Raw genomic sequence first — 23,981 nt, forward strand, 5'->3', positions numbered from 1 at the left:
ACTCCGATGTTGTCCGTCACCCGCCGTCTTTTTCTCGCCGGGACTGCCATCAGCCTGATCACCTTGCCCAGGATTGCGGTCGCCGACACGCCCAGGCGCGGCGGCGTGCTGCGGATGTCGCTGGACCAGGCGGCCTCGGTGATTCATCCGATGCTGGCGCGGGTCAATCCGGAATATCTCGTCACCGAATTGCTCTACTCCAACCTGACCCGTCTGAAGCCCGACATGACCGTCGAGCCGGATCTCGCGATCTCCTGGGAGCCGAACGAGACGCGCACGGAATGGACCTTCAAGCTGCGCCCGGGTGTGACGTTCCACGACGGCTCGCCGCTGACGTCGGCCGATGTCGTGGCAAGCATCAGCGCCATCCTCGATCCGAAGACCGCCTCGCCTGGCCGGACCAATGTCGGCCCGATCAAGGAGGTTGCGGCGATCGATCCCCTGACCGTCAAGTTCACGCTCTCCGGCGCCTATGCCGACCTGCCGGTCGCTCTCACCTATCTCAACGCGCGGATCGTTCCGGCGAAGGTCATCGCGTCCGACCTCGCCAGCCTGTCGACGACGGCGAACGGCACGGGGCCGTTCAAGCTGGTGTCGTATGAGCCCGACCGGAAGATCGTGGTCGAACGCAACGCCGCCTATTACGACCCGACGAGGCCTTACCTCGACCGCGTGGAATTGCTCGTCTATCCCGACCGCACCGCAGAAGCCTCGGCGATGATCTCCGGCGAGATCGACCTGCTCCTGACCACGACACCGGGCGAGTATGAGCGCCTCGCGAAGGCCAGCGGCGTCAAGGCGCTGCGCACGCCCTCTGGCCAGTTCCTCAATATCAATCTCGGATGCGACCAGAAGCCGTTCAATGACATCAGGGTCCGCCAGGCCCTCGCTTTGGCGGTCGACCGCGAGGCGACGGTCGGCTTCGTCGCCGGCGGCTACGGAACGCCGGGCAACGACACCCCGCTCAACTCCGCCTATCACTTTTACAAGAATATCCCGCAGAAGAAGCCCGATATCGCCAAAGCTAAGCAGCTTCTCGCCGAAGCAGGTTATCCGGGCGGCATCGACCTGACGCTGGTCGCCTCCGACCGGCCCACCACCCGCACCCAGCTCGGCGTCGCGGTTCGCGAAATGGCGGCCGCAGCCGGCTTCCGCATCAACGTGCAGACGATGCCGCACGCGACCTATCTCGACCAGGTCTGGAAGAAGGGCAATTTCTACGTCGGCTTCTACAACATGCAGCCGACCGCGGATGGGATCTTCAACCTGCTCTACACGTCCAACGCGACCTGGAACGAGACACGCTGGAACAACAGCGAATTCGACGCTGTCGTCAATGCGGCGCGGGTCGAGACCGACGAGACCAAGCGCACCGCACTCTACGCCAAGGCGCAGGAATTGATGAACGCGGAGGTTCCCTCGGTGATCTCGGCGTTCTTCGATCTTCTCGCCGCCCAGCGCGCCTATGTCGAAGGCTACACGCTGCATCCGCGCGGCTCGGTGTTCCGCCTCGACATGGTCTCGCTCGGCGCCGGTGCGCCGAAGCGCGCCTGACGCCGGAGACATCTTGTGTCGCTGGCTTGGCTGGTGCGCCGGTTGATGCTGATGGTGTACACCGTCATCGTGGTTTCGATGCTGGTGTTCGCCATCACACAGATCCTGCCGGCCGACGCGGCCCAGTCGCTGCTTGGCGAGAATGCGACGCCGGAAATGCTCGCCGCGCTCCGGGCAAAGCTCGGGCTTGATGCGCCGGCCTGGCAGCAATACCTGCACTGGGCCGGCCGCATCTTCAGCGGCGATTTCGGCATCTCGATGCGGACGAGCCAACCTGTCGGTCCCGACATGCTGACGGCGCTGTCGCGTTCGCTGCTACTCACGGTGTCATCGATCCTCGTCACGCTGCTCGTCGCCGTGCCGCTCGGGGTCGTAGCGGCACTGCGACAAGGCAAGCTCACCGATACCGGCGTCAGCCTGATTGCCTATCTCGGGGTCTCGCTGCCCGAATTCGTCACCGCAACGCTGCTTGCGCTGCTGCTGGCCGACACGCTGCACTGGCTGCCGGCCACCGGCTACGTCTCGCTGCTGGAGGATTTTGGCGATGGTATCCGTCATCTGGCGCTCCCGGTGCTGACCATCTCCGTCATCCTGATCGCTCACGTCGTGCGCATGATGCGCTCCGAGACGCTCGACGTACTGAAGTCCGACTACATCCGTGCCGCACGCCTGAAGGGCTTGCCGGAACGCACGGTGCTGTTTCGCCACGCATTGCGCAACGCGCTGCTGCCGGTGGTGACGATCATTGCGCTCGATGTCGGCTACCTCCTCGGCGGCATCATCGTGATCGAGGAGATCTTTGCCATCCCCGGTATCGGGCGCGCGCTGATGGTCGCCATCACGACGCGCGACCTGCCGTCGATCCAGGCGGGAGCGCTGATCATGGCGGCGACCTACGCCGTCACCAATACGCTCGCCGATATGGCCTACGCGTTTCTCGACCCGCGGATCCGCTATGACTGAACTGTTCGTCCGCCTGATCCGAAGGCCGCAGGGCTTTGTCGGGATCGCGCTGCTGGCGCTCATCGCCATGGCGTGCCTGTTCGGGCCGGCGCTCGCGCCTTATGCGCCGGAGAAGATCGATTTTCTCGGCCGGTTTCGCGCACCCGGCTGGCAGAACTGGCTTGGCGCCGATCAATTCGGCCGCGACATCCTGAGCCGCCTGATGGTCGGCGCGCGCTCGACCGTGCCGATGGCGCTGATCGCGACCCTGGCCGGCAGCGCCGCCGGTGCCATCATCGGCGTCGGCTCGGCCTATCTCGGTGGCCGGATTGACGAGGCCATCATGCGCACCAACGACGCCGTGATGGCGATCCCGGGCCTTCTGATGGCCCTGCTGCTGGTCTCGACGCTCGGCAACGGCGCCGGCAATGCTGTCATCGCGGTCGCGATCGCCTTCGCGCCCGGCATGGCGCGGGTGACCCGTTCGGTCGCGCTCAACATCCGGAACCAGGACTACGTCAAGGCGGCCGTCGCGCGCGGCGAAAGCGCGGCGTGGATCATCTTCCGCGAAATGCTGCCCAATGCGATGGCGCCGATCGTGATCGAATCCACCATCCGCGTGTCCTTTGCGGTGATGCTGTTCGCAACGCTCAGCTTCCTCGGCGTCGGCGCGCAGCCGCCTGCCTCCGAATGGGGCCTCATGGTCGCCGACGCCCGGCAATACATGTATCAGGCGCCGTGGGGGCTGATCGCGCCGTCCGCTGCGATCGCGCTCACCGCCGTTGCCTTCAATCTCCTGGGCGATGGCCTTCGCGACGCTCTCAATCCGAAGGACGAGCGGTGATACCGGCCCTTGCCATCAAGAACTACACGCTCGACTACGCGACGGCCGCGGGTCCCGTGCGCGTGTTGCACGACATTTCGCTCGAGATCGCACCCGGCGAGGTGCTGGGCCTCGTCGGCGAGTCCGGCTCCGGCAAGAGCTCGCTCGCCTGGGCCCTGATGCGCCATCTGCCCGAAAATGCCCGCGAGATCTCGGGCACTCTGCGTCTCGGCGATACCGACCTCCTGCGCCTCCACCCGCGCGAGCTGACAAAAATCCGCGGCCGCCGGCTCGGCATGGTGTTCCAGGATCCGTCGACCGCGCTCAACCCGACGCTCCCGATCGGACGGCAGGTGACGGAGACGCTGATCCAGCATCGCGGCCTCAGCAAACGCGAGGCCGATGCGCTCGCCATCGACCTGCTCGGTCATGTCGAGCTGCGCGATCCCGCCGCGATCATGCGGCGCTATCCGCACGAGATCTCCGGCGGCGAAAAGCAGCGGGTCATCATCGCCACCGCGTTCGGCTGCAGGCCAGATGTCATCCTGTTCGACGAGCCGACCACGGCACTCGACGTCATCACCGGCGCACGCATTCTTGAGCTGTTTGCCCGTCTGCGCGAAGAGACCGGCGTCGCCGCGCTCTACATCTCTCACGATCTCGCACTGGTGACACGGGTCGCCGACCGCGTGGTCGTGCTGAAACATGGCCGTCTGGTGGAAGAGGCGCCGGCCGCCGATATTTTCCGTGCGCCGCGCCATGCCGATACGAAGGCCCTGGTGCAGGCCGTGCCGCGGCCGGAGCGGCGCCTCATTCACGACAAGCCCGGTGACGAAGTTCTGCTCGCGGCCTCGGACATCGAAGTTCATTACGGCCGCGCCAGTATCTTCCGCCAGGCGCCACCGCCCGCGACGCGGCGCATCGGCCTCGACGTGCGGGCCGGAGAAATTCTCGGCCTCGTCGGCGAATCCGGCTCGGGCAAATCGTCGGTGGCGCGCGCGCTCACCGGCCTTGCCCGCTTTTCGGGAAAAGTCCGCTTCGACAATCACGAGATCACGGCCGCGCGCGACATGAACGCGGCCTACCGCCGCGACGTCCAGATCATCTTCCAGCATCCGGATGCCTCGCTCAATCCGCGCCACAAGGTCGGCGAGATCCTGTCACGTCCACTCAAGCTCTACGGCGGCAGCGCCGCCGAGATTCCCCGCCTGCTCGAGCAGGTTCGTCTGCCGGCGCCCTATGCTGGTCGCTGGCCGCACCAGCTGTCGGGCGGCGAGAAGCAGCGCGTCGCCATCGCACGGGCCTTTGCCGCACGGCCGAAGCTCGTGATCTGCGACGAGATCACCGCGCCACTGGATGTTTCCGTACAGGCGCAGATCATCGAATTGCTGCTGGCGCTGCGCGCCGCGACCGGCACCGCCTTCCTCTTCATCACTCACGATCTCAACCTGATCCGTCAAATCGCCCATCGCATCGCCGTGATGCGCGGGGGCGAGATGGTCGACCTGTTGCCGATCGAGGATTTCGATGCAGATCACGTCCATCCCTACACGAGAGAACTGATGGCCGCCTCCCCCGTACCGGTCGGCTGACGACAAGGATTTCCCCCATGGATCACAACGCCCTTCTCGCCCGGATCGATGTGCCCGCCGCGCTTGGCCTGCTGTCGCGCATGGTGCAGCACAAGAGCTACTCCAAGACGGACGGCGAGAAGCAGCTCGCCGCGTTCATGGCAGGCCGCATGCGCGAGCTCGGACTCGAGGCCGAGCTCGCGCCCTTCGGCAATGAAGGACGCGTCAATGCCGTCGGCCGCTGGACAGGCACCGGCGGCGGCAAGAGCCTGATGTTCAACGGCCATCTCGACACCAATCCGGTGACCGAGGGCTGGACGGTCGATCCCTGGGCCGGCAAGGTGGACGACGACTTCATCTACGGCATCGGCGTCTCCAACATGAAGGCCGGCGACGCCGCCTATTTCTGCGCGGTGAAGACGCTGATCGATGCCGGTGTCAAATTGCGCGGCGACGTCATCCTGACCTACGTGGTTGGCGAGCTGCAGGGTGGCGTCGGCACCTATTCGCTGGTCGAGCAAGGACTGCGCGCGGACTATTTCATCAATTCGGAGCCGACCGACCTGAAGGCGATGACCATGCACGCAGCGGCGTTCATGTTCATCATCGAGCTCACCGGCAACACCCGCCATCTGTCCAAGCGCGAGGAGGCGGTCGACGCGATCACGGCGGCCTGCGACCTCATTCCGCGCCTCAATGCGATGAAATTCTCGGGCGCCCTCTCGCCCGCGCACGAAAAAATCAACCGCGTCCACGTCGGCGTCGTCCACGGCGCGCTCGGGCGCGAGCTGCACGAATGGCGCACGCCCCAGGTCGCGGACTTCGTACGGATCAAGGGTTCGGGCCGGTATGCGCCGGGGCAGACCGAAGCCGGCGCGATGGCCGACATGCGCCGCGAGCTCGATGCGCTCGAAGCGCGCTTTCCCGGGCTCAAGGCCAAGATCATGTCGGAGGACCGCGCGGGCGTGCCGACCATGCCGCCGTTCGAGGTGGCGCGCACGAGCCCGATCGTTGCTGCGGTCAACCGCGCCTATCGCGCTGTGCGCGGCGAGGACCAGCCGACCGGCCCCGTTGCGCCGAGCTGCTTCTACGGCACCGATGCCGGTCATCTGCACTATTACGGAAAGATGGAAGGTATCGTCTGCGGTCCTGGCGGCCGCTACAATACCATGCCGGACGAGCGGGTCGATGTCGCCGACTTCGTCGACATGATCCGCATCTACATGCTCGCGATCCTCGAGATCTGCGGCTGACGAGCGTCGAAGGCGCGTCCCACCAAGGCGAACGACGATGTTGTTTCCGATCGACGAATATGGCGCACGAGTCGAGCGCGTGCGCGAGCAGATGGCGGCACGCAATCTCGATATCCTGATCGTCGATCAGAGCGAGTTCGTCGCCTATCTCACCGGCTTCCTGATCTCGGAGAACATGTACCGGGCCTGCCTGCTGCCGCGCGACGGCGAGCCGGTCATGATCCTTCGCGCCGTCGACCTTGGTCCGTTCACCGAAAGCTCGTGGCTGTCGCGCTCCGTCGCCTTTGCCGACTGGGAAGACCCGGTCACGGTACTCGCCGACACGATTCGTTCGCTGGGCCATGCAACAGGCCGCGTCGGGCTCGACGAAGACTCCTATTGCATGCCGCTGTCGCGTTTCAAGCATCTGGCGACGCAGCTGCCGGACGCGCGCTTTGTCGATTTCTCCGGCGTCATGGCGCAGCTCCGCGCCCGGAAGAGCGCAAGGGAGATCGCCGTGCTTCGACGCGCCGCAGGCATCGGCGACCTCGGCATCGATGCCGCCCTGAAAGCATCGGGCGAAGGCCGATCAGCCCGCGACGCCGCGGCGGCCGTCTATCAGGTGTTCATGCAGCAAGGTGCAGACGCGGCGCGTGCGGGCATCATCACTGCCGGCGTCGGGAACGCCTTCCTGCACGGCGGACTGACCAGCGCACCGCTAGCCAAGGGCGACATCCTGCACATGGAGCTGCTGCCGTACATCGAGGGCTACAGCGCCCGCCTGATGCGGTCGGCCGTGATCGGCGAGATCGATCCGCGCCGATCGCAGCTCGCACGCCGCCTGATCGAGATCCAGGACCGGCAGTTCGCGGCAATGAAACCGGGCGCGAGCGCCGCCGACATCGACGCACTCGCGAGAGACGCCATTCTTGCCGACGGCCTGCGGCCCGACTATCCCAACATCACCGGCTATTCGCTCGGCTGCTATCCGGCCCACACCCCACGCACCAGCGACTTCTCACGCATCTTCCTGCCCAACGCGGACTGGACGCTCGAGGAAGGCATGGTGTTCCACATGTACGTGTCAGCCGACGGTCTCGCGCTCAGCGAGACCGTGCTGGTGACGGCAACAGGTCACGAATGCCTGACGCGCGCACCGCGACAGATTTTCCAGATCTAGGTCGTTGGCCGCTTCAGCGCGGCGGTGGGATCAAGGCGCGCAGAATGTCCGGCTTCCAGGCCTGACGGGCGCTGTCGAAGGCTGCGAAATCGTGGTCGAACTGCCAGTAGGCCCATGACCAGCCAAGCCTGTCGGCGCTTCTCGCCACGAAGGACAGATATCGCGCGCGACTATCGGATGGCGCGCGCTCGTAGACTCCGAACTCGCCAAGATAAATTGGGCGCTTCTCCTTCTCAGCCCAGAGCTTCATCTTGGCGAAGTCGGCCGCAGCCCTCGCTTCATCGTCGGGACCGCCCCAGCCCAACGGGCCGATTTTCGAGAACGTCCGCGACCACGGCGCGCCTTGATGCGTGAATTTGATCGGCGCGTAATAATGGAACGTGACGATGAGTCGCCTGTCGTCGGCCGGCAAAGCCAGCGCGTCGACAGCGATGTCATCCGTGTTGAGAACGGCTGCAATGACCGGCCGCTCCGGATTGGTGCGGCGGATGATTCCAAGACATTCGTTCAGTAGTGTATTCCAGTCGGCCAGCGTCATTTGTCCGCCGGGCTCGTTCAGGACTTCGAAGACCAGTTTCGGATACTTCCCGGCGTAGCGCTCGGCGATCTGTCGCCAGAACGTTCTCAGCTTTTCGCCGCATCCGGAGACATCGCTTTGGCAAACATGGGTGTCGTGCTCGTCGAGGACGGGGGTGAGATCGCGTGCGAGAACTTCTTCGATGACCGCGTCAAGCCGCCGCAGGACGATCTCGTCGAGCACATTGCCGGCGCCCATGAACTTGAAGCCGAAGAAATTGATCCTGACATGCGAGAATCCCGCTCGCTTGATCGTCGTCAGATTGTCGAGGCGGAACGGCGCATTTTGGCCGCCCTCCCAGATGCCGTCATAGCCGAGAATGTTGATGCCCCGCCCGAGCTTCGGCACGTCGCTGGCAGCGCCCTGCTCCGCTCCATGCGCGGGCGCGAGCCCTGACGTCAGCAGCAGGACAGCGCCCAGGAAACTGAGGCTTCTCGGCCAGCGAGCGCAAATCGCAGTCATCTTGCTTCCATTCCGGCAATCAGAAATCGGCCGGCGGCACCGGCCTGCACGTCGCGAAGAAGAACGCCACCAGCAGTACCGACGTGAACATCGTGGAACGAAGGAACGACGTCTCCGTGAAATTGGTCTGAAAGCTGAGGACGACAAACCCGATGATGAGAGCGCAATGCGACCGGTCGATCGCACGCGCGGCAATCAGATGGAGGATCTTGTTCGAGAACAGCAGGACGCCGGCGGCGAAAAGGGCGTAGCCCAGAAACCCGGTTTCCATCAGGATTGCGATGTAACCGCTGTGATAATTGTCGAGCACCCAGCCGTGGTTCTGTTCGAAATAATCGTAGATCGACGGGATCGTCCAGAACCCGTTGATCCCAAAACCGAGCAGCGGGGCATCTTCGAAATGGCTGATGGCGTAGTGCCAGATAAAGGTCCGCTCGGTAAAATCAATCACGGCATCGCCGACGTGGATCGCGTCATAGCCGGTCGTGTAGAAATACAGGATCAGCATCCCGCCCAGCAGGCACATGACGAACGGCAGAACCGCATAGAGCCTCATGCAGGTGACCGACCACATCGAAGTCACGAGCAGCGCACAGGCAGCCAGCGCGACAGCGCCGGCGCCGCGCGATTCCGAGGCGAGAACGCATGTCGACGCCAAAAGGAACGTCGCGAGGAAGGCCGGCCATCCCTGCCCTCTCATTTTCAAGTAGCAGGCAAAGAACATCAGATAAGCGCCGACGAAGCCAAGCGACTGCTTGGATTCAAAGACGCCTTGCCATTGGCCATTGTGCATCCAGCTATGGTCGATCCCGACGTCGGGCACGGCAATCGCGAAGAAGGCCGATGCTGCGACCAGGATGAAGAGCCCGAGAGTCGTGGCCCTGACGATATGGTCGAGGTCGATGCGCGTGATTAGGCAGAATGCGCCGAAGCTCGTCATCGCCAGCGCGGCGCTTTTCATGATCGCTGCGGCATTCAGGCTGGTCCAGAGCACTGACATGACGGCCATGGCGTAGAATGCGACCAGCGCGATCAAATCGGGATTGAACTGCAGACGCAGGCACGGACGCACGAATGCGCTGGCATAGATGAGGACGCTCCACATCAGGATGGCAATGGCCTGTTGCAGATAGCCCAGCTCGGCCGGCAGCAATGCAGCATTGAAGTTGCCCATCGACGCCACCACGTTGACGGCGATCGAACAGCTGATTGCGAACCTGGCAGTCCTCTCCACGGCAACGCTGCGCGTCTTCCAGATCGCGCTCTCGAGTGCCCCGGAATCCACCTCGGTCTGCAGGCTGGCCATGAAATGACCTTCCTGAATCGCGGTTAATTATTTGATAGTGGGGTTATCCTGACACGGATGCCCGAGGGAATCTTAAGGTTTAGGTAACGATCCGAGCCGGGTTCAATGCATTAATGCAAATCAAGCGCCGTCCGTATCTCGATCCTCACTGCCCTGCTATAAACCTTCGGCTCCGGCTCGAGCGACCATTCCAGAGTTGCAGGATTTTCCCTGGCTACGCATGACCACGTCCAGCAGCACCTTCGACGTCGCCGTTGAGCCGGCCTTCGATTTTTTGTCTCCTGAATATGCCGAGCTGTTCGTGGGCTCGGCCGCGACCGCGTTCCAGCATCCGCTCTGGCTGCATAGCCTCTACACGAAGCTGGCGTTCCATGCCGGGGCGGAGCCTCTCGTCATCGTGGCGCGCCGCCGCGCGACAGGCGCCCTAGCAATGGTCTTGCCCTTGCTCCGAATCCGGCGCGGGCCGATCCGGACCGTCGAATTTGCCGACCTCCGCGTCTCCGACTATCTCGCACCGGTTTGCAGCCCGGAGGTGTTTTCCGACCTCCTCAGGGATGCGGACGCATGCGCGGAGATTCGCGGTCTCGTCCGCCCCTTCGATCTGCTGCGCATGACCAAGCTGCCGGACGGCCGGCTTGCGATCGAGAACCTGCTGGCTGCACCCCGCAGGGTGGTGATGGACACCAACGCCTATGCGACCGTGCTCGTCGCGCCGTTCGAGCAATGGCGGACCAGCGCGCTGGAGCGCTCCTACCAGAAGGAGCTCGCGAAGAAATATCGCCAGCTGCAAAGAAAAGGCGCATTGACCTTCTCATGCTGCGATGACAGCGCCTCTGTCCGCGACGCGCTGGACGTGATGAGGAAGTTCCGCGGTCCACGGTTTCAATCGCAAGGCGATGGCGATCTGCTTCAACGTCCCGAATATTACGACTTCTATTCCGACGTGGCGGTCCGCGGTCTCGGCTCCTTTGTGCGGCTCTATGCCATGAAGATGGATGACCAGGTGATCGCCGCCGTTCTTGGCTTGTGCCATCAGAGCAGCTTCCTCGTCATCATGAGCGCTTTCGACATCGACGGCTACAAGAGTCAGTCCCTGGGCGCGCTGATGTTCGAGCAGGTGGCGCGGGATTGCATCGAGCGCGGCGACCGGATGCTCGACTTCACCATCGGTGACGAGCCGTACAAGAGGTTGTTCGGTGCACAGCCCTCGCCGATGTGGACGGTCACGGAAGCCGGCAGCACCATAGGCGCCATCTCTCTGTTCGCACTGAAGCAGGCGCCCTGGCTCAAGCTCGCTGCCAAGCGCATGGCGGAATTCAGGCTCTCGCCAACCCGCACTTCGACGCCCACGCGCTGACGGACAAGCCTTCAGGCGCGTAGCGCGCTCCGGACCCGCGCGAGCCAGCCCGGCCGCATCTGATCGACCCGGTGCGCGAGACCACGTCGCAGGAAGTGAAGCCGGCGCCGAAAATCCCAGCTGATGTCGTTGCGTGACGTCAATGCCTGGCGGAAGCGCGCCATCTTCAGCGATTGCTGGTCCGCGGCGATCTTGTCGCGATCGGAATAGAACTCCGCGATCTTCTCCCGGCTCATGCCCTCTGTCACGAGCCAGCGCGGCGCATATTCGGTGCAGAGACGCTCGACATCCACCAGCAGGCGGGCAACGCCTGTTCCTGCGGCAGGACAATTGGTCTGGAACGCATCGCCGATGAGCACGATGCCGGGCTGGAGATGTCCCTCGACGACCGACAGGTCCATCACCCAGTTCTGCACCCGGTCCGTCACGCGGAAGTCGCCGAGAAAGGGCTGCAATCGCGGCAGTAATCGCAACAACGTCGCTTCCGTATCACGACGCAGATCGCGCATGACCGGATCGGCCGGGTCGCGGAACATGAAGAGATTGGCCCGCATGCCCGCACGCACCGGAAACAGGCTGAGATAGTCGATACCGTCTGCCGTGCGCTCGCCGTAGCAGGTCAGCGCCTCGAAATCGAACGGCGCACCATCCCGCCGGGCGATCGTGAAGCCGAACGAAACCGAGTGCCGCTCGGCCAGCACGCGTCGCTTGATGCCGAGCTTGTAACCGAGCGCTCCAGCCATACCCGTGGCCAGAACGACGAGGCGCGCCTCGATGGACCGTCCGGACGCAAGTTCGAGACGCTGGATATCGTCGCTACACCCGACGGCGGTGACTTCGTCGACGATCAGACTGGATGGGTCAGGCAACTGGCTGCGCGCCATCGCAACGAGATCGGCATAAGGAAGCCCATAGGCTTGGCTGACGCTGACATCGACCACCTTGCCTTCCCTGACATTGAGCACACGGTCATATCCACAACCGGCCTTCGCGAGAGCATCGGTGAAGCCGAGCCTGCGGAACATCTCCAACTGCTGCCCGCCGATCTTCTCGACCCGAAACTCGTCCGGATGCACCGCGCGCTTGTCGACCAGCGCAACGCGATGCCCTGCCCGCGCCAGAACGGCTGCCGCAAGCGAACCCGCAAGACCGCCGCCGACGATCGCGATATCAGCGCTGATCGGTGCAGCCGAGGCTGCGGCGATCGGCTCGGCCACGGTGATATCCGCCGTCATGGTCCAGGCTCCCGAGAGTTAACGGTGGTTCCATGTGCAATTACCTCGCCTGATGTCGTATCCCAGGGCCGGGTGCGATCATTTCCGTCGATCGAGGTTAACGAATCCCGGAGCCGCTTCGGCAGGCGCCGCCGCGGCACGCGGCTTGCTCGGGATGCCTGACAAATACAGGGACCTTGGCGATGTTGCGGCGGAATGCATGACGGCCTCCCTTAAGAAGCGGCATCACGTCGCGGGTCGATCGCGCGCTCTTGCTCGATCCGGGACAACGTGGACGAAGGTGTTTCACCATGACGCAGCGGGCCATTGCCGAACGAAGCCGTCATGGGCAGGCCTCCGGGAGCCCCGCATTAACACTCGCGGTTCTCCGCCATGCTAGGCTCTCGCCGATATCAGCACGTATCCCTTCAGGGGAGAGTTGCCCCTTAAGACCTCCATGATCGAGACCATCATCCAGCTCATGCGGCGCGACGTAACGCGCGGTGTTGCCGGGACCATCCTTCTCAAGGTTGGCAGCGGCGCGCTTGCGTTCGCGTTGTTCTCGCTCGCCGCACGAACGATGTCGCCCGATGGATTCGGCATCTTCGCAACGTGGCTGTCAGTGGCCCAGATCGCAGCGGTAGTTGGGCTGGTCGGCCAGGAATCGCTCTTGGTGCGATACCTCAACGAATATCACGTCGGAGACAGGCCCGACCTCATCAAGGGCGTCCTGCAGTCAAGCTTCAGGATCGCCTCCGCCGCGATGCTGATCGCGATCGCCGCGGTCGCATTTGTGGCGAGCATGCGGGGCGATGGATGGCTGTTGATCCTCGCGGTTTCGGCCTACACGGCCGTGAGTGCCGGGCTGATGCTCGGCAGCCAGATCGCGCGTTCACTGGTCAGCATTTTGATGGGCGAAGGCAACCGCGAGTTCTTCTGGCGGGTCATCGTGGTGCTGTTCCTGCTCGCCATGCTGTTCGGCCATCGTCAGCTCGATCCCGCCGAGCTGATCGCCCTGATGACGGTCGCGATGTCGGTCGGTCTCGGAGCCCAGATCGTCGCGATCGCGCAAGCGCTGCCGGATTTTCGCGACACACCGGCGCGTTCCGAGACATCCCGCTGGAGATCGAGCGCGCTTCATTTCTGGGTCGCATCCATCCTCGAAGCCGCGAACCAGTATTTCGACGTCATCCTCGTCTACTGGATGCTGGATCCGGCGACCGCCGGAATCTATTTCGCCGCCTCGCGCCTCGCCAACATCTTCGCCATGCTGTCGGCTGCGCTCTACAGTTTTGGCGCGCGGCGGCTTCCCTCGCTGTACTTCAGCAGGAACCACGAAGAATTCGAGCGGACGTTGCAGCTCATGGCGGAAGTGACTGCGCTCTGCGTGGCCGGCGGGCTGTTCGTGATCTGGATCGGCAGTCCGTATCTGCTCAACCTGTTCGGGCCTCACTTCGCCGCACAGCATTGGGTCCTGATCGTGCTTGCGATCGGAACCGCGTTCCAGGCGGCAGGCGGGCCATCGGCGGCGATCCTTCAACTTACCGGCCACGAGCGCATCTATGTCCCCGTGGTCGCGGCGAACGTTGCGCTAAGGCTGATCGGATTTCTCGTGCTGATCCCCTGGCTCGGCGTGCTTGGCGCAGCAATCTCCGCGACCGTGTCGCTGGCGCTCGCGACGATCGCGCTCAACGTGCTCTGCCGCCGGCGCACCGGGGTCGACCCTTCGGTTCTGGCGCTCTTACGTTTCTCGGCTTCGAAGCGCCGCACCTATGCGGTTCGCAGCGCCGACACCAGCGATTAGACCTCAATCAACCCGTCAGGCCGAGCACTTCGCCGCGACGTTGCCCCGAGGGATCGACAGGCACTCGATTGACGACGATCCCGGTCGGCACGCCGCCGAAGCGGGAGAGCGCGGCCGTCACCCGGCGCATCGCGGCTGAATCGACCGCATCTTCGCGCGCGACCAGAACGACGAGATCGGCATGAGCGGCGAGCGCCGCCGCCTCCGGCTGCAACGCCAGCGAGGTTGCGTGGACGACGATCAGATCGAACTCCGAGCGGATATCTTCGGCAGGCGACAGGCCGGGCGCCCTGCCGGCACTGAGGAGCGCGTCGACACCGGCAAAGCTAGCCGTGGTCGTGCCGTCCGCGTGCCCTCTTGCCTCGCCGGCTCCGGCACCGCCGAGGTCTGGCTCGACCCCGATCAGGACGCTCAGCTTTCCTCTGTTCACGGCCCAGCGGTTCAGCGAGCGCGCCACGGTGTTGCCGCCGGCGCGCTTGCCGACCGACATCACGAGAACGATCTTGCCGCGTTGTGCCGGCAATTTCTCCAGCCTGTCGAACAACGGGCGGAGATGAGCACCAAGGTCGAGCTCACCAGTCGCGGAGACCGGCCCTTGCCAGATGTTTCTGGGCACATTGCCAGGCACGAGATCGGGAATGCGGGCCCACAGCGGCGGACGCGGCCACGCCGGCACGGGCTGGCGCGGTGCCGGATCGGGTGCGCGAACCTCTGCGGCAGCCTTCTCCGATCCGCGTCCCATGGCGACAACAGCCGCCGTCGACGTCAGCAGCGAGCCAATCGCGAGCGCAGCCAGCAGCAGGGGCAGTGGCGGGAGGGTCGAGCGCAGCGGAGGAATCGCAGAGGACGCAATCTTGGTCTGCGAGCTCTGCAACAGACGCTGCTCGTTGGTCGTCTTCGAACGCGACAGGAACTGCTCGTAGATGTTCCTGTTGGCTTCGGCGTCGCGCTGCAATTCCTGGAGCTTCACCAGCGCCTGACCGTCGACCAGCAGCTGCGATTCCGCCGCCTTCATCTGGCTCTCCAGCGCCCTCTGCTGATCGCGTTGGGCCTCGTATTCCGACTTGGCGGTGTCGATGGCTTTGGTGCGCTCGACCTCGATCTGCCTGTTGAGGTCGTTCAGCTGGCTGTACGACATCACGAGGTCGGGATGGCGATCGCCGAACACCGCACGCTTTTGCGCGATCTGATCGTTCAACGCGGAACGCTGCGCGCGCAGGGCGCTCAGCAGATCCTGCTTGATCGGGCTCTCGACCTTCGCCTTCACGTCGCGCTGTGCCTGTTCGAAGCGCGCTTTCGCCTCTTCAGTCCGGGCCCGCGCGGCAGCAACCTGCTGCGACAGCTCGGTCACACGCAGTTGCTGGGTCGTGGAGTCCTTGCCGGCGTTGACGATCCTGTGCTCGAGCTTGAAGGCGGCAACGGCATCCTCCGATGCCTTCAGGCGGTCGTTCAGCGTCTTGAGCCGGCTGCTCAGCCAATCGGCGGCTTCATCCGTCGCCTCGGTCCGGATGCTCCTCTGGCTCGCGACGAACGCCTCGGCGATCGCGTTGGCATAATAGGCCGCCCGGTCCGACCGGTTCGAGGTGAAGCGGATGGCGATGACGTAGGTCAGCCCGCGACGGGAGATATCGAGACGGTTGCGGAACCGCTCGAGCAGGCGCGCGGGATCGGTGTGTCCCCCGGAAATATCCTCGTCTTCCTGAACCTTGAGCTGCTCGATCAGCGGCTTGAGAAAACCGTCGGACTTCGCCACTTCGACGAGGCTCTGCAGCGCGGCGCTGTCTTGCCCGATGCCCGGCAGGACGTCCTGCTCTGTGGTGACACGTTGCTCGCGGGGATCGACGACGACCAGCGCGGTCGCGGCATATCGCACCGGGATCACCAGGAGGACGACGACGCCGAGCGCGAAGATCGCGAGCGCAAGCGTCAGGATGCGGCGGGCGTTGTCTCGCAGGAAGGAGAGCGCACCAGCCGCGGTGAGCACGCCGCCAAGGCGCGAAGCGGTCCCACGCGCCTCACCATTCGACGCACTCTTGCCCTGCCACGACGCGGCGACACCGGTCGATCCGGAACTTGTCGGCTCTGCGCCGCGACCGAACGTCATGGACTTTACTCGGATTCAACTGGCGAACACTGTTCAGTGGCTTGGTCCACCGTAAATATCTATGGTTAATCGGCAGTTACCCCGTGCTCCACGCGATCATGACCAATTGGTTAACGGGCTCATCTCGCGCCTGCCTGAAATCATCGAATTCAGCCGCGAAAGACACCCCTTGCGGCGGGCGGCCCATTAACTCCGTTTGTTGCTAATCGGTGTCCCCTCAGTGCTCGCATGGTAGGTAGCGGATTAAGAAGGTGAACATTTCATTAGCGGGTCGGAACTCGTGCTCCACTACCAGCCAGGCGCAGAACCGGGCGATGCACCGAAGCTACCGTCAGCCACATCGGCACCCGCCAGGCCGGATGACGGCAGACCGAAGCCGCACGTGCTCCTGGTCCAGACCCAGGCCGAGAACGCAGGCGCGCAGGAGATCTCCAGGCTGCTCGGTGCCGGCCTGAGAGCGCGCGGCTACCGGGTCACCAATCTGTTCTTTTTCCGCAAATCGGCCTCCTTCGACGAGCCGCCGGATACGCTCTATTGCGCGTCGAGCCGGCCGGGAAACCCGCTGGCCTTGCTGCGAATGCTGTGGACGCTCGGCCGTCACATCAGGACCCTCAGGCCCGACGCGGTCCTGACGTTCCAGCATTTCGGCAATGTCATCGGCGCCGGCATATCGCGCCTCGTCAGCCGCGCGCCTGTCGTCGCCAACCAGGTATCGTCCGCGTTGTCGATGAGCTGGCCGGTCCGCACCGCCGACATCGTCATGGGCAGCCTCGGTTTCTTCGACCGCATCACGCTCAATTCGCACGACATGGAGCGTGAATATTCGCGCTACCCCGCGGCGTATCGCGCGCGCATGATGCACGTCCCGCACGGTTTCGATGACAAGGCCCTGACGCTGTCGAAGCAAGCGGCACGACAGACATTCAACCTGCCACGCGATCGGGTCCTGCTCGGCTGCGCCGCAAGGCTGCATCCGCATAAGCGGCTTGATGCGGCGATCCGCCTGTTGCCGGATCAGCCATCCTGGCACCTTGCGCTCGCCGGCCAAGGCGACGACGAGGCCCGGCTGCGGCAGTTGGCAGATGAGTTGGACGTCTCGGACAGGCTGCATCTGCTCGGCGAAATTCCTCCGCGCCGGATGGCGGCGTTTCTCGCCTGCCTCGACGTCTTCGTGTTCCCAACGCAGGCCGAGACCTTTGGCCTCGCCGCGGTCGAGGCCGCGAACGCCGGCGTCCCGTCGGTCGTCACCGATCTTCCGGTGCTGCGCGAGGTGTTGTCTTTCGAAGGCAAGCCGACCGCCCTCTTCGTCGATGCCGCCGATCACGCGAAACTCTCGGAAGCCGTAGCCAGATTGCTGACCGACCAAGCTCTGAGCAATGAGCTGCGACAAAACGCCAAGGGCCTCAAACTGCGCTATTCGGTAGACGCCATGGTGGAGGAATACGTTCGAATTCTCGGCCAAGTCATTTGACCTGATACGTTGGGATAGATCGGCTCGACATGATCATCGAGTTTCGCTGTGAACGTGACCATGCCCGGCAGTGGATGCGCCGCGAGACGCTGTCGGTCGACGGAAGCGACGTTCCGGTGCAGATCGCATGGACGACGACGTCAGAGGCACAGCCGGCAGGCCTTGATGCGCTGTTCGAGCTCGAACGCGTGGTGCTGCGCAGGGGCAAAGCCGGCGGTGCCGACCGGCTGAAGTACGTTCCGGACCAGATGCAAGCTCGCGCCGGCACGGCCGATGTGATCGTCGATTTCACGACCGCTCCGCGCGATCCCGGCTGTTCGGCCAGGCTGTATCTCCGCCCGCTGTTCAACGGTGCCGCCGGCGAGAATGCTGCGCTCGCCGCCGTTCTTGCCGGCGATCTGCCTGTCGTCGAGATCGTCAACGACATCGACGGCGCGGTGCTCGATCGCGGCCATCCATCCAGCGAGATCGCAGCCGGCCTCAGCGGCGCGCTCGACACGGTCATGGCACGCACGCTGACCATGGTCGCAGCCATCCTGTCGGGACGGCCGCGCATCGTGCCGCAGCTTTCGCGTCCGGTCGGTGCTGCGAACCGACGCCGGCCTGCCGGTTATGTCTTGCGCGGTCTCGCGGCGTCGATCGCCAAGGAGATCTATCGCCTCTGCTGCTACGCGCCGCATTGGCATATCGGATGGCGCTTCAATGACAATGCCGATGTCTGGCAAACCGGAGACCTGTCCGGGCCGGGCTGGCATGTCCTCGCCGATCCCGGAAACCACTTTTACGCCGATCCCTTCCCCATCACGTGGCGCGGACGGACATTCGTCTTCTTCGAGGATCTCGATCACCGCGTCGGCAAGGGTATCATCTCGGCGATCGAGTTCGGCGACGCCGGGCCGATCGGAAACGTCGTGCCCGTGCTGGAAGAGCCCTGGCACCTCTCCTATCCGTTCCTGATCGAGGACGACGGCGAACTCTGGATGATCCCGGAGAGCTCGCTTCGCGGCGACGTCGCGCTCTACAAATGCGTTCGCTTCCCGGACAAATGGGAGCGGCACGCGACGCTGCTGTCGGGCCTGGAGCTCGCCGATGCCACGATCACACGACACAACGGCCTATACTATCTGTTCGGCGCCTGGCGGGACGGCACCGCCGGCTATTCGGATTCGCTTGCGATCTACTACGCCGAGCACCTGCTCGGCCCGTGGCGGCCCCATGCCAGCAACCCGGTGCTGATCGATCGCGCGAGCGCGCGGCCGGCGGGGAATTTCGTCAACATCAACGACAGGCTGTGGCGTCCCGTGCAGAACTGCACCGATGGCTATGGTGCAGCACTCGGCCTTGCGGAAGTCATCGAGCTGTCGCCGACGGCGTTCCGGCAGATCGTTCGCCACTCGCTCAAGCCGGGCCCGTTATGGCCCGGCCGGAAGCTGCACACGCTGAACCGCTGCGGCCGGCTCGAGGTGATCGACGGATCGCGCGTTCAGCCGAAGACGAGCGCCTTTACGCGCCGATTGCCATCGGCCATTCCGCCTGCGCGAACCCGTCCATCGGCGGCCTGCTGAAGAGGCGCCCCGCGAACGGCGCATTGCTCGCCTGAGCGGGAGCGATGTTCAATTCGGACGGGATTCATGGCAGACAGGAGCGCGCAATTCTCGCACGCGGAGATTCCAATGGCAGACGACACCAGCCCGCTTCATCGGCCGTTCGATCCGCGCAGCACATGGGCAAAACTGTCCCCGGCCGAACGCAGCGCGGCCTATGACAACAACGCGGCCGTCAAGAACAGCCCCGCCCTGATCGCCGAGCGGAATGAAGCATCGGCGCGGATGCGGGCGACGCTGAAGTCCCATCTTGACCTGCCCTATGGCGAGCGTGCCAACAACAAGATCGACCTCTATCCGGCCACCAGGCCCGATGCCCCCTGCCTGGTATTCGTGCATGGCGGCTACTGGCAGCGTAACTCCCGCGAGCTGTTCGCCATGCTGGTCGAGGGTGTCGCCGCGCATGGCTGGTCGGTTGCCATTCCCGGCTATTCGCTGGCGCCGGACGTATCCCTCACCGAGATCGTCGCGGAGATTCCGCGTGCGCTCGACTGGCTTGCCGCGAACGGCGCCTCTTATGGCATTGCCGGACCGATCGTGCTGTCGGGCTGGTCCGCCGGCGCTCACCTCGTTGCGATGGCGCTGGAGCATCCGCGCGTGCATGCGGGGCTGGCGCTCTCGGGCGTCTACGACCTCGCGCCGATCCGCGACACCGGGCTCAACAACGCGCTGAAGCTGACGGATGAGGAGATTGCAAAACTCTCGCCGCTTCGTCTGCCGCTGACGCAGAAGCGGCTCGACATCGCCTATGGCAGAAACGAGCTGCCGGCGCTGGTCTGCGACTCCATCGCTCTCCATGAGAAGCGCATCGCGGCGAACGCGCCGGGCAGGCTGATCCCGGTCGAGGGTGCCGACCACTTCACCATTCTCGAGGCGCTGCGGCGACCTGACGGCATTCTGGTGGAAGCTGCCCGCCGGCTGCTGGACTGAAGGTCGAAAACAACCCCATGCACAGTAGAACGCCCTTTGTTTTCAAAGGAGAATTTCGCGCGTGGCCTCGCATCACCGGCGAGGCTACCGCTCCCCCGCTTCGATCCAGATTTGCTCGCCGGCAACCTTGACCGGATAGAGCCGCAATGGCGGGCTCGGCCACCCCGACGTGATCGCCCCGTCGCGCAAATCGAACGAGGCCGCGTGGCGCGGGCATCGCAGCCGCCCCGCCGTCACCTGCCCCAAACCGAGATCGGCCTGCTCATGCGGACAGGCGCGGTCGCAGGCGACGACGTCGCCATCGTTCCAGATCACGAGCAGGTCGCGCCCGGCGACGCGGACAATCGTCTCTGCCTTCAGCCGGTCGAGATCGCAGACCGGAATCCAGCCGGACCCCGCCGCATCATCCCCCGAGGTAGGCTTTTCGCACATGCTCGTTCTCGATCAGCTCGCTGCCCGCGCCTGACAGCACGATGCGGCCGTTCTCGAGCAGATAGGCGTGGTCGCACATCTCGAGCGCGGCGAACGCGTTCTGCTCGACCAGCAGCACCGTGGTGCCGGCATCGCGGATGCCGCGGATGATCGCAAAGGTGCGCTCGACGATGTTGGGCGCAAGGCCCAAAGACGGCTCGTCGAACATGATCAGCCGCGGCCGCGACATCAGCGCGCGCCCGATCGCCAGCATCTGCTGCTCGCCGCCAGACAAGGTGCCCGCCGCCTGCCGGCGCCGCTCGGCGAGCCGCGGGAATTCCGCGTAGATGCGGTCGCGATCGGCCGCGATCTCGCCCGAACCACGACGGAGGTACGCCCCCATGTCGAGATTTTCCTCGACGCTCATGTGCGGAAACACGCGCCGGCCTTCCGGACAATGCGCGATCCCGCTTGCCAGCACGCGTGGTGGCCTTGCGCCGGTGATGTCGATGCCCTCGAAGCGCATCTGGCCGGAACGCGGCGGCACGAGACCGGAAATCGCGCGCAAGGTCGTGCTCTTCCCGGCGCCGTTGGCGCCGATCAGGGCGACAAGCTGCCCAGCCTTCACGTCGAGCGAGATGCCGCGCAGCGCGGTGACGCCGCCATAACCGCAGACCATGTCGCGGATCTCAAGCACGCGCTGCTCCATGTCCGAGATAGGCCTCGATCACGGCCGGATCGTTGCGGATCACATCGGGCGTGCCCTCCGCGATGATGCGGCCGTAATTGAGCACCACGATGCGGTCCGAGACCGTCATCACCATGGGCATGTCGTGCTCGACCAGCAGGATCGTGATGCCGCGATCGCGGATGCCGCGGATCAGCTCGACGAAGCGGTGCGTTTCGGATGCATTCATGCCGGAGACGGGCTCATCGAGCAGCAGCATCGAAGGCTCTGCCGCGAGCGCCAGTGCGACGCCGACGAGCCGCTGCTCGCCATAAGAGAGCGAGCCGGCCGCATCATGGGCGCGGCGTTCGAGGCCGACCCATTCGATCAGCTCGCTCGCCTTCTGCCGTAGCTTGCGCTCGGAGGCGCGCGCGCCCGGCAGCCCCAGGATGGCATCGAGCAGCCGGACCCGGCCCTGACGGTGCAGGCCGATCAGGAGATTGTCGTAGACGGTGTCGTTGGGGAACACGCTGGTACGCTGGAAGGTGCGGATCAGGCCGAGATCGGCGATCTCGTGCGGCTTCAACCCGGTGAGCGTCGTGCCCTGATAGGTGACCTGGCCCGCGCTCGGCGTCAGGAAGCCGGTCATCACGTTGAAGGCCGTGGTCTTGCCGGCGCCATTCGGCCCGATCAGGCTGACGATCTCGCCCTCGCCGACGGTAAAGCTCATGTCGGAAATCGCGACCAGCCCGCCAAAACGGACGGCGACCTGATCGATGGTCATGGCCACGTTGCGCGCATTCATCACGCCGGCTCCTTGGCGCCGGTTTCGGTGAGAGCTGCCGGAGCCAGCGCCGGCGTGTTGCTTCGCCGCCTCGAAAATCGCTGTGCCAGCGACGGCACGATGCCGCGCGGCAGCACGAACAGGATCGCCATGAGCACGCCGCCATAGGCGATCCACTGCGCCTCCGGCGCCATCACCGGCCGCAACGCGACCGGCAGCAGCCCGAAGATCAGGCCCCCGACGACGGGCCCAGCGAGCGAGCCCTTGCCGCCTGAGATCACCATGATGACCATGGTGACAGTGTTGATGAAGGCAAACACCTCCGGATCGATGATCCGGATGTAATGCGCATAGAGGCTGCCGGCGGCGCCCGCGATCGCGGCGGAGATCACCGCGGCAATCGTCAGCGTCTTGGTGACGTCGATGCCAACGGAGACGGCCAGCGTCTCGTTCTCCATCAGCCCGCGCATGGCGCGGCCGAAATGGGAATGAACGAGGCGCGCGATCAGCAGATAGGCGAGGAGCGCCACCACCAGCATGAGATAATAGTTCTGCATCTTGGTGCGCAGCGTCAGCTCGCCGAATCCGGGCAACGGCAGGGCGATGGAGGGAATGTTGGTCAACGCCAGCGGTCCTTGCGTCAGCTCGACCCAGTTCAGCGCCACCAGACGGACCACCTCGGCAAAGGAGATCGTCACGATGACGAAATAGGCGCCGCGGACGCGGAACGACAACTGGCCGACGAAATAACCGCACAGCCCGGCGATCAGCATCGCCAACACGAAGCCGACGATGGGCGGCCAGGGCGTGTGAACCAGGCGCAGGCCTCCGGGCAGGCCGATATCGAAGCCGAGCGAGGTCAGCGCGCTGACATAGGCGCCGATGCCGAAGAAGGCGATGTGGCCGAGGCTGAGCTGACCGGTGAAGCCGAGCAGCAGATTGAGGCTCATCGCGCCGATCACGAAGATGCCGGTCGTGATCAGCGCATTGAGCAGATAGGGATCGCGCAGCCAGAGCGGCACCGAGGCCAGCACTGCGACCGCCAGGATGGTGATGATGATCCTCATCCGACGCGCTCCGCGCGCGCGAACAGGCCGGTCGGCTTGAAGATCAGGACCGCGATGATGATCAGGAAACCCATGGCATCGCGGTAGCCGGACGAGACGTAGCCGGCGCCGAGCTCTTCGGCGAGGGCGAGAATGAAGCCGCCGATCACCGCGCCGGTGATATTGCCGAGACCGCCGAGGATGACGATGGCGAAGGCCTTGACGGCGGCGAGATCCCCCATTTGCGGGAAGATGACATAGACCGGCCCGAGCAGCGCACCCGCCGCGGCGGCAAGGCTGGAGCCGATCGCAAAGGTCGAGGTGTAGATCATGTCGACATTGACGCCCATCAGCGAGGCGGTGTCGTGATCCTGGAAGGTCGCCCGCATCGCGCGGCCGAGGCTGGTCTTGTTGATCAGGAGATACGTCACGAGAATCAGGAATGCCGCAGCGACAAGGACAAACAGGCGCAGCCACGAGACCGACACCGGTCCGAGCACCAGCGGCGCCTCGGGAAACGGCGTTGCCACCGATTTGGCGACTCCGCCCCAGATCCACAGCGTGCCGGACTGCATCGCGATCCAGGCGCCGATCATGACCAGCATCGTGGTATCGATGTCGGAGCCGCGCAGCGGCCGCAGCAAGGTCAGCTCGATCGCGGCCCCAAGCAGCCATCCGGCGAGCACAGCCACCGGCAAGGCCAGGAAGAAATTCAGCCCGAGCTGCTGCACCACGATGAACATGATGTAGGCGCCGAACGTGTAGAGCACGCCGTGGGTGAAATTCACGACGTTCATGATGCCGAAGATCAAGGTCAGCCCGATGCCCAGCAGCGCATAGGTGCCGCCGAGCACGAGCATGTTGACCAGATGCTGAAGGAATTCGCTCAAGGCCGATCCCGGTTAAGCCGCGTTCGGCGAGAGCGGAGACGTCCCGCCCTCG

At 64.5% G+C, this 23,981-nt stretch carries 20 protein-coding genes; 11 read left to right on the plus strand and 9 right to left on the minus strand.

What is annotated here, in order from left to right:
* Nucleotides 1–6 precede the first annotated feature (6 nt).
* The 6 genes from HYH08_RS09340 to HYH08_RS09365 are packed head-to-tail and all read left to right on the plus strand — an operon-like array spanning nucleotide 7 to nucleotide 7,302.
* Complete coding sequence (locus tag HYH08_RS09340; RefSeq protein ID WP_220009481.1) at nucleotides 7–1,554, plus strand: ABC transporter substrate-binding protein; 1,548 nt, start codon at nucleotides 7–9, stop codon at nucleotides 1,552–1,554.
* 15 nt (nucleotides 1,555–1,569) lie between these two features.
* Nucleotides 1,570–2,517: an ABC transporter permease gene (locus HYH08_RS09345; protein ID WP_220009482.1), complete on the plus strand. Its 948-nt coding sequence runs from the start codon at nucleotides 1,570–1,572 to the stop codon at nucleotides 2,515–2,517.
* Entirely contained in the window at nucleotides 2,510–3,340 is an 831-nt protein-coding gene (locus tag HYH08_RS09350; protein WP_220009483.1) for an ABC transporter permease, read from the plus strand. Before HYH08_RS09345 ends, HYH08_RS09350 begins: the two co-directional genes overlap by 8 nt.
* On the plus strand, nucleotides 3,337–4,911 hold the full coding sequence (gene nikE, locus HYH08_RS09355) for a nickel ABC transporter ATP-binding protein NikE (protein ID WP_220009484.1): 1,575 nt from the start codon (nucleotides 3,337–3,339) through the stop codon (nucleotides 4,909–4,911). The genes HYH08_RS09350 and nikE overlap by 4 nt, the downstream gene beginning before the upstream one ends.
* 17 nt (nucleotides 4,912–4,928) lie before the next feature.
* Nucleotides 4,929–6,143 carry a M20 family metallopeptidase gene (locus HYH08_RS09360; RefSeq protein WP_220009485.1) on the plus strand — a complete coding sequence of 405 codons (1,215 nt, stop codon included), beginning with the start codon at nucleotides 4,929–4,931 and terminating at the stop codon, nucleotides 6,141–6,143.
* A gap of 37 nt (nucleotides 6,144–6,180) precedes the next feature.
* The gene (locus tag HYH08_RS09365) at nucleotides 6,181–7,302 is read left to right on the plus strand and encodes a M24 family metallopeptidase (protein ID WP_220009486.1); all 1,122 of its coding nucleotides are present in this window, start codon (nucleotides 6,181–6,183) and stop codon (nucleotides 7,300–7,302) included.
* Between the two features lie 13 nt (nucleotides 7,303–7,315).
* On the opposite strand, the gene HYH08_RS09370 is transcribed toward HYH08_RS09365, so the two are convergent.
* Together HYH08_RS09370 and HYH08_RS09375 are read right to left on the minus strand one after the other, a co-directional pair.
* Nucleotides 7,316–8,341: a glycoside hydrolase family 5 protein gene (locus HYH08_RS09370; RefSeq protein ID WP_220009487.1), complete on the minus strand. Its 1,026-nt coding sequence runs from the start codon at nucleotides 8,339–8,341 to the stop codon at nucleotides 7,316–7,318.
* Nucleotides 8,342–8,360: 19 nt separating this feature from the next.
* Nucleotides 8,361–9,647, minus strand: coding sequence for an O-antigen ligase family protein (locus HYH08_RS09375; RefSeq protein WP_220009488.1), 1,287 nt, complete (start codon nucleotides 9,645–9,647; stop codon nucleotides 8,361–8,363).
* A 220-nt stretch (nucleotides 9,648–9,867) separates the two neighbouring features.
* Here HYH08_RS09375 and HYH08_RS09380 point away from each other — a divergent pair, with 220 nt between their 5' ends.
* Nucleotides 9,868–11,004: a GNAT family N-acetyltransferase gene (locus HYH08_RS09380; protein WP_220009489.1), complete on the plus strand. Its 1,137-nt coding sequence runs from the start codon at nucleotides 9,868–9,870 to the stop codon at nucleotides 11,002–11,004.
* An 11-nt stretch (nucleotides 11,005–11,015) separates the two neighbouring features.
* Here HYH08_RS09380 and HYH08_RS09385 read toward each other — a convergent pair whose 3' ends face one another.
* Nucleotides 11,016–12,239, minus strand: coding sequence for an FAD-dependent oxidoreductase (locus HYH08_RS09385; RefSeq protein WP_220009490.1), 1,224 nt, complete (start codon nucleotides 12,237–12,239; stop codon nucleotides 11,016–11,018).
* A gap of 436 nt (nucleotides 12,240–12,675) precedes the next feature.
* Between HYH08_RS09385 and HYH08_RS09390 the strand changes: the two genes are divergently transcribed.
* Nucleotides 12,676–14,022, plus strand: a complete 1,347-nt coding sequence (locus HYH08_RS09390) for a lipopolysaccharide biosynthesis protein (RefSeq protein ID WP_220009491.1) — start codon at nucleotides 12,676–12,678, stop codon at nucleotides 14,020–14,022.
* Nucleotides 14,023–14,029: 7 nt separating this feature from the next.
* Here the strand turns inward: HYH08_RS09390 and HYH08_RS09395 are convergent, their stop codons facing one another.
* A complete protein-coding gene (locus tag HYH08_RS09395; RefSeq protein WP_220009492.1) occupies nucleotides 14,030–16,126 on the minus strand; it encodes a GumC family protein in 2,097 nt (698 codons plus the stop codon).
* 280 nt (nucleotides 16,127–16,406) lie between these two features.
* Here HYH08_RS09395 and HYH08_RS09400 point away from each other — a divergent pair, with 280 nt between their 5' ends.
* From HYH08_RS09400 to HYH08_RS09410, 3 genes are all read left to right on the plus strand, one after another.
* Nucleotides 16,407–17,597, plus strand: coding sequence for a glycosyltransferase family 4 protein (locus HYH08_RS09400; protein ID WP_220009493.1), 1,191 nt, complete (start codon nucleotides 16,407–16,409; stop codon nucleotides 17,595–17,597).
* A gap of 29 nt (nucleotides 17,598–17,626) precedes the next feature.
* Entirely contained in the window at nucleotides 17,627–19,162 is a 1,536-nt protein-coding gene (locus HYH08_RS09405) for a glucosamine inositolphosphorylceramide transferase family protein (protein ID WP_220009494.1), read from the plus strand.
* 108 nt (nucleotides 19,163–19,270) lie between these two features.
* Complete coding sequence (locus tag HYH08_RS09410) at nucleotides 19,271–20,131, plus strand: alpha/beta hydrolase (RefSeq protein ID WP_220009495.1); 861 nt, start codon at nucleotides 19,271–19,273, stop codon at nucleotides 20,129–20,131.
* A gap of 84 nt (nucleotides 20,132–20,215) precedes the next feature.
* Here HYH08_RS09410 and HYH08_RS09415 read toward each other — a convergent pair whose 3' ends face one another.
* The 5 genes from HYH08_RS09415 to HYH08_RS09435 are packed head-to-tail and all read right to left on the minus strand — an operon-like array spanning nucleotide 20,216 to nucleotide 23,929.
* Entirely contained in the window at nucleotides 20,216–20,563 is a 348-nt protein-coding gene (locus tag HYH08_RS09415; RefSeq protein WP_220009496.1) for a Rieske (2Fe-2S) protein, read from the minus strand.
* Nucleotides 20,535–21,239: an ABC transporter ATP-binding protein gene (locus HYH08_RS09420; RefSeq protein ID WP_220009497.1), complete on the minus strand. Its 705-nt coding sequence runs from the start codon at nucleotides 21,237–21,239 to the stop codon at nucleotides 20,535–20,537. The genes HYH08_RS09415 and HYH08_RS09420 overlap by 29 nt, the downstream gene beginning before the upstream one ends.
* Nucleotides 21,232–22,014, minus strand: a complete 783-nt coding sequence (locus tag HYH08_RS09425; RefSeq protein ID WP_220009498.1) for an ABC transporter ATP-binding protein — start codon at nucleotides 22,012–22,014, stop codon at nucleotides 21,232–21,234. Before HYH08_RS09425 ends, HYH08_RS09420 begins: the two co-directional genes overlap by 8 nt.
* A complete protein-coding gene (locus HYH08_RS09430) occupies nucleotides 22,014–23,060 on the minus strand; it encodes a branched-chain amino acid ABC transporter permease (protein WP_220009499.1) in 1,047 nt (348 codons plus the stop codon). The genes HYH08_RS09425 and HYH08_RS09430 overlap by 1 nt, the downstream gene beginning before the upstream one ends.
* Nucleotides 23,057–23,929: a branched-chain amino acid ABC transporter permease gene (locus HYH08_RS09435; RefSeq protein ID WP_220009500.1), complete on the minus strand. Its 873-nt coding sequence runs from the start codon at nucleotides 23,927–23,929 to the stop codon at nucleotides 23,057–23,059. The genes HYH08_RS09430 and HYH08_RS09435 overlap by 4 nt, the downstream gene beginning before the upstream one ends.
* Nucleotides 23,930–23,981 lie beyond the last annotated feature (52 nt).

The sequence above is a fragment of the Bradyrhizobium sp. BR 10289 genome (assembly GCF_019455385.1).
In the GTDB taxonomy this organism is placed as follows: Bacteria; Pseudomonadota; Alphaproteobacteria; order Rhizobiales; family Xanthobacteraceae; genus Bradyrhizobium.

Coding starts and splice junctions, on each gene's coding strand:
- HYH08_RS09340 (WP_220009481.1), top strand. CDS start 7: ATGTTGTCCGTCACCCGCCGTCTTTTTCTCGCCGGGACTGCCATCAGC.
- HYH08_RS09350 (WP_220009483.1), top strand. CDS start 2,510: ATGACTGAACTGTTCGTCCGCCTGATCCGAAGGCCGCAGGGCTTTGTC.
- HYH08_RS09360 (WP_220009485.1), top strand. CDS start 4,929: ATGGATCACAACGCCCTTCTCGCCCGGATCGATGTGCCCGCCGCGCTT.
- HYH08_RS09365 (WP_220009486.1), top strand. CDS start 6,181: ATGTTGTTTCCGATCGACGAATATGGCGCACGAGTCGAGCGCGTGCGC.
- HYH08_RS09370 (WP_220009487.1), bottom strand. CDS start 8,341: ATGACTGCGATTTGCGCTCGCTGGCCGAGAAGCCTCAGTTTCCTGGGC.
- HYH08_RS09375 (WP_220009488.1), bottom strand. CDS start 9,647: ATGGCCAGCCTGCAGACCGAGGTGGATTCCGGGGCACTCGAGAGCGCG.
- HYH08_RS09380 (WP_220009489.1), top strand. CDS start 9,868: ATGACCACGTCCAGCAGCACCTTCGACGTCGCCGTTGAGCCGGCCTTC.
- HYH08_RS09385 (WP_220009490.1), bottom strand. CDS start 12,239: ATGACGGCGGATATCACCGTGGCCGAGCCGATCGCCGCAGCCTCGGCT.
- HYH08_RS09390 (WP_220009491.1), top strand. CDS start 12,676: ATGATCGAGACCATCATCCAGCTCATGCGGCGCGACGTAACGCGCGGT.
- HYH08_RS09395 (WP_220009492.1), bottom strand. CDS start 16,126: ATGACGTTCGGTCGCGGCGCAGAGCCGACAAGTTCCGGATCGACCGGT.
- HYH08_RS09405 (WP_220009494.1), top strand. CDS start 17,627: ATGATCATCGAGTTTCGCTGTGAACGTGACCATGCCCGGCAGTGGATG.
- HYH08_RS09410 (WP_220009495.1), top strand. CDS start 19,271: ATGGCAGACGACACCAGCCCGCTTCATCGGCCGTTCGATCCGCGCAGC.
- HYH08_RS09415 (WP_220009496.1), bottom strand. CDS start 20,563: ATGTGCGAAAAGCCTACCTCGGGGGATGATGCGGCGGGGTCCGGCTGG.
- HYH08_RS09425 (WP_220009498.1), bottom strand. CDS start 22,014: ATGAATGCGCGCAACGTGGCCATGACCATCGATCAGGTCGCCGTCCGT.
- HYH08_RS09430 (WP_220009499.1), bottom strand. CDS start 23,060: ATGAGGATCATCATCACCATCCTGGCGGTCGCAGTGCTGGCCTCGGTG.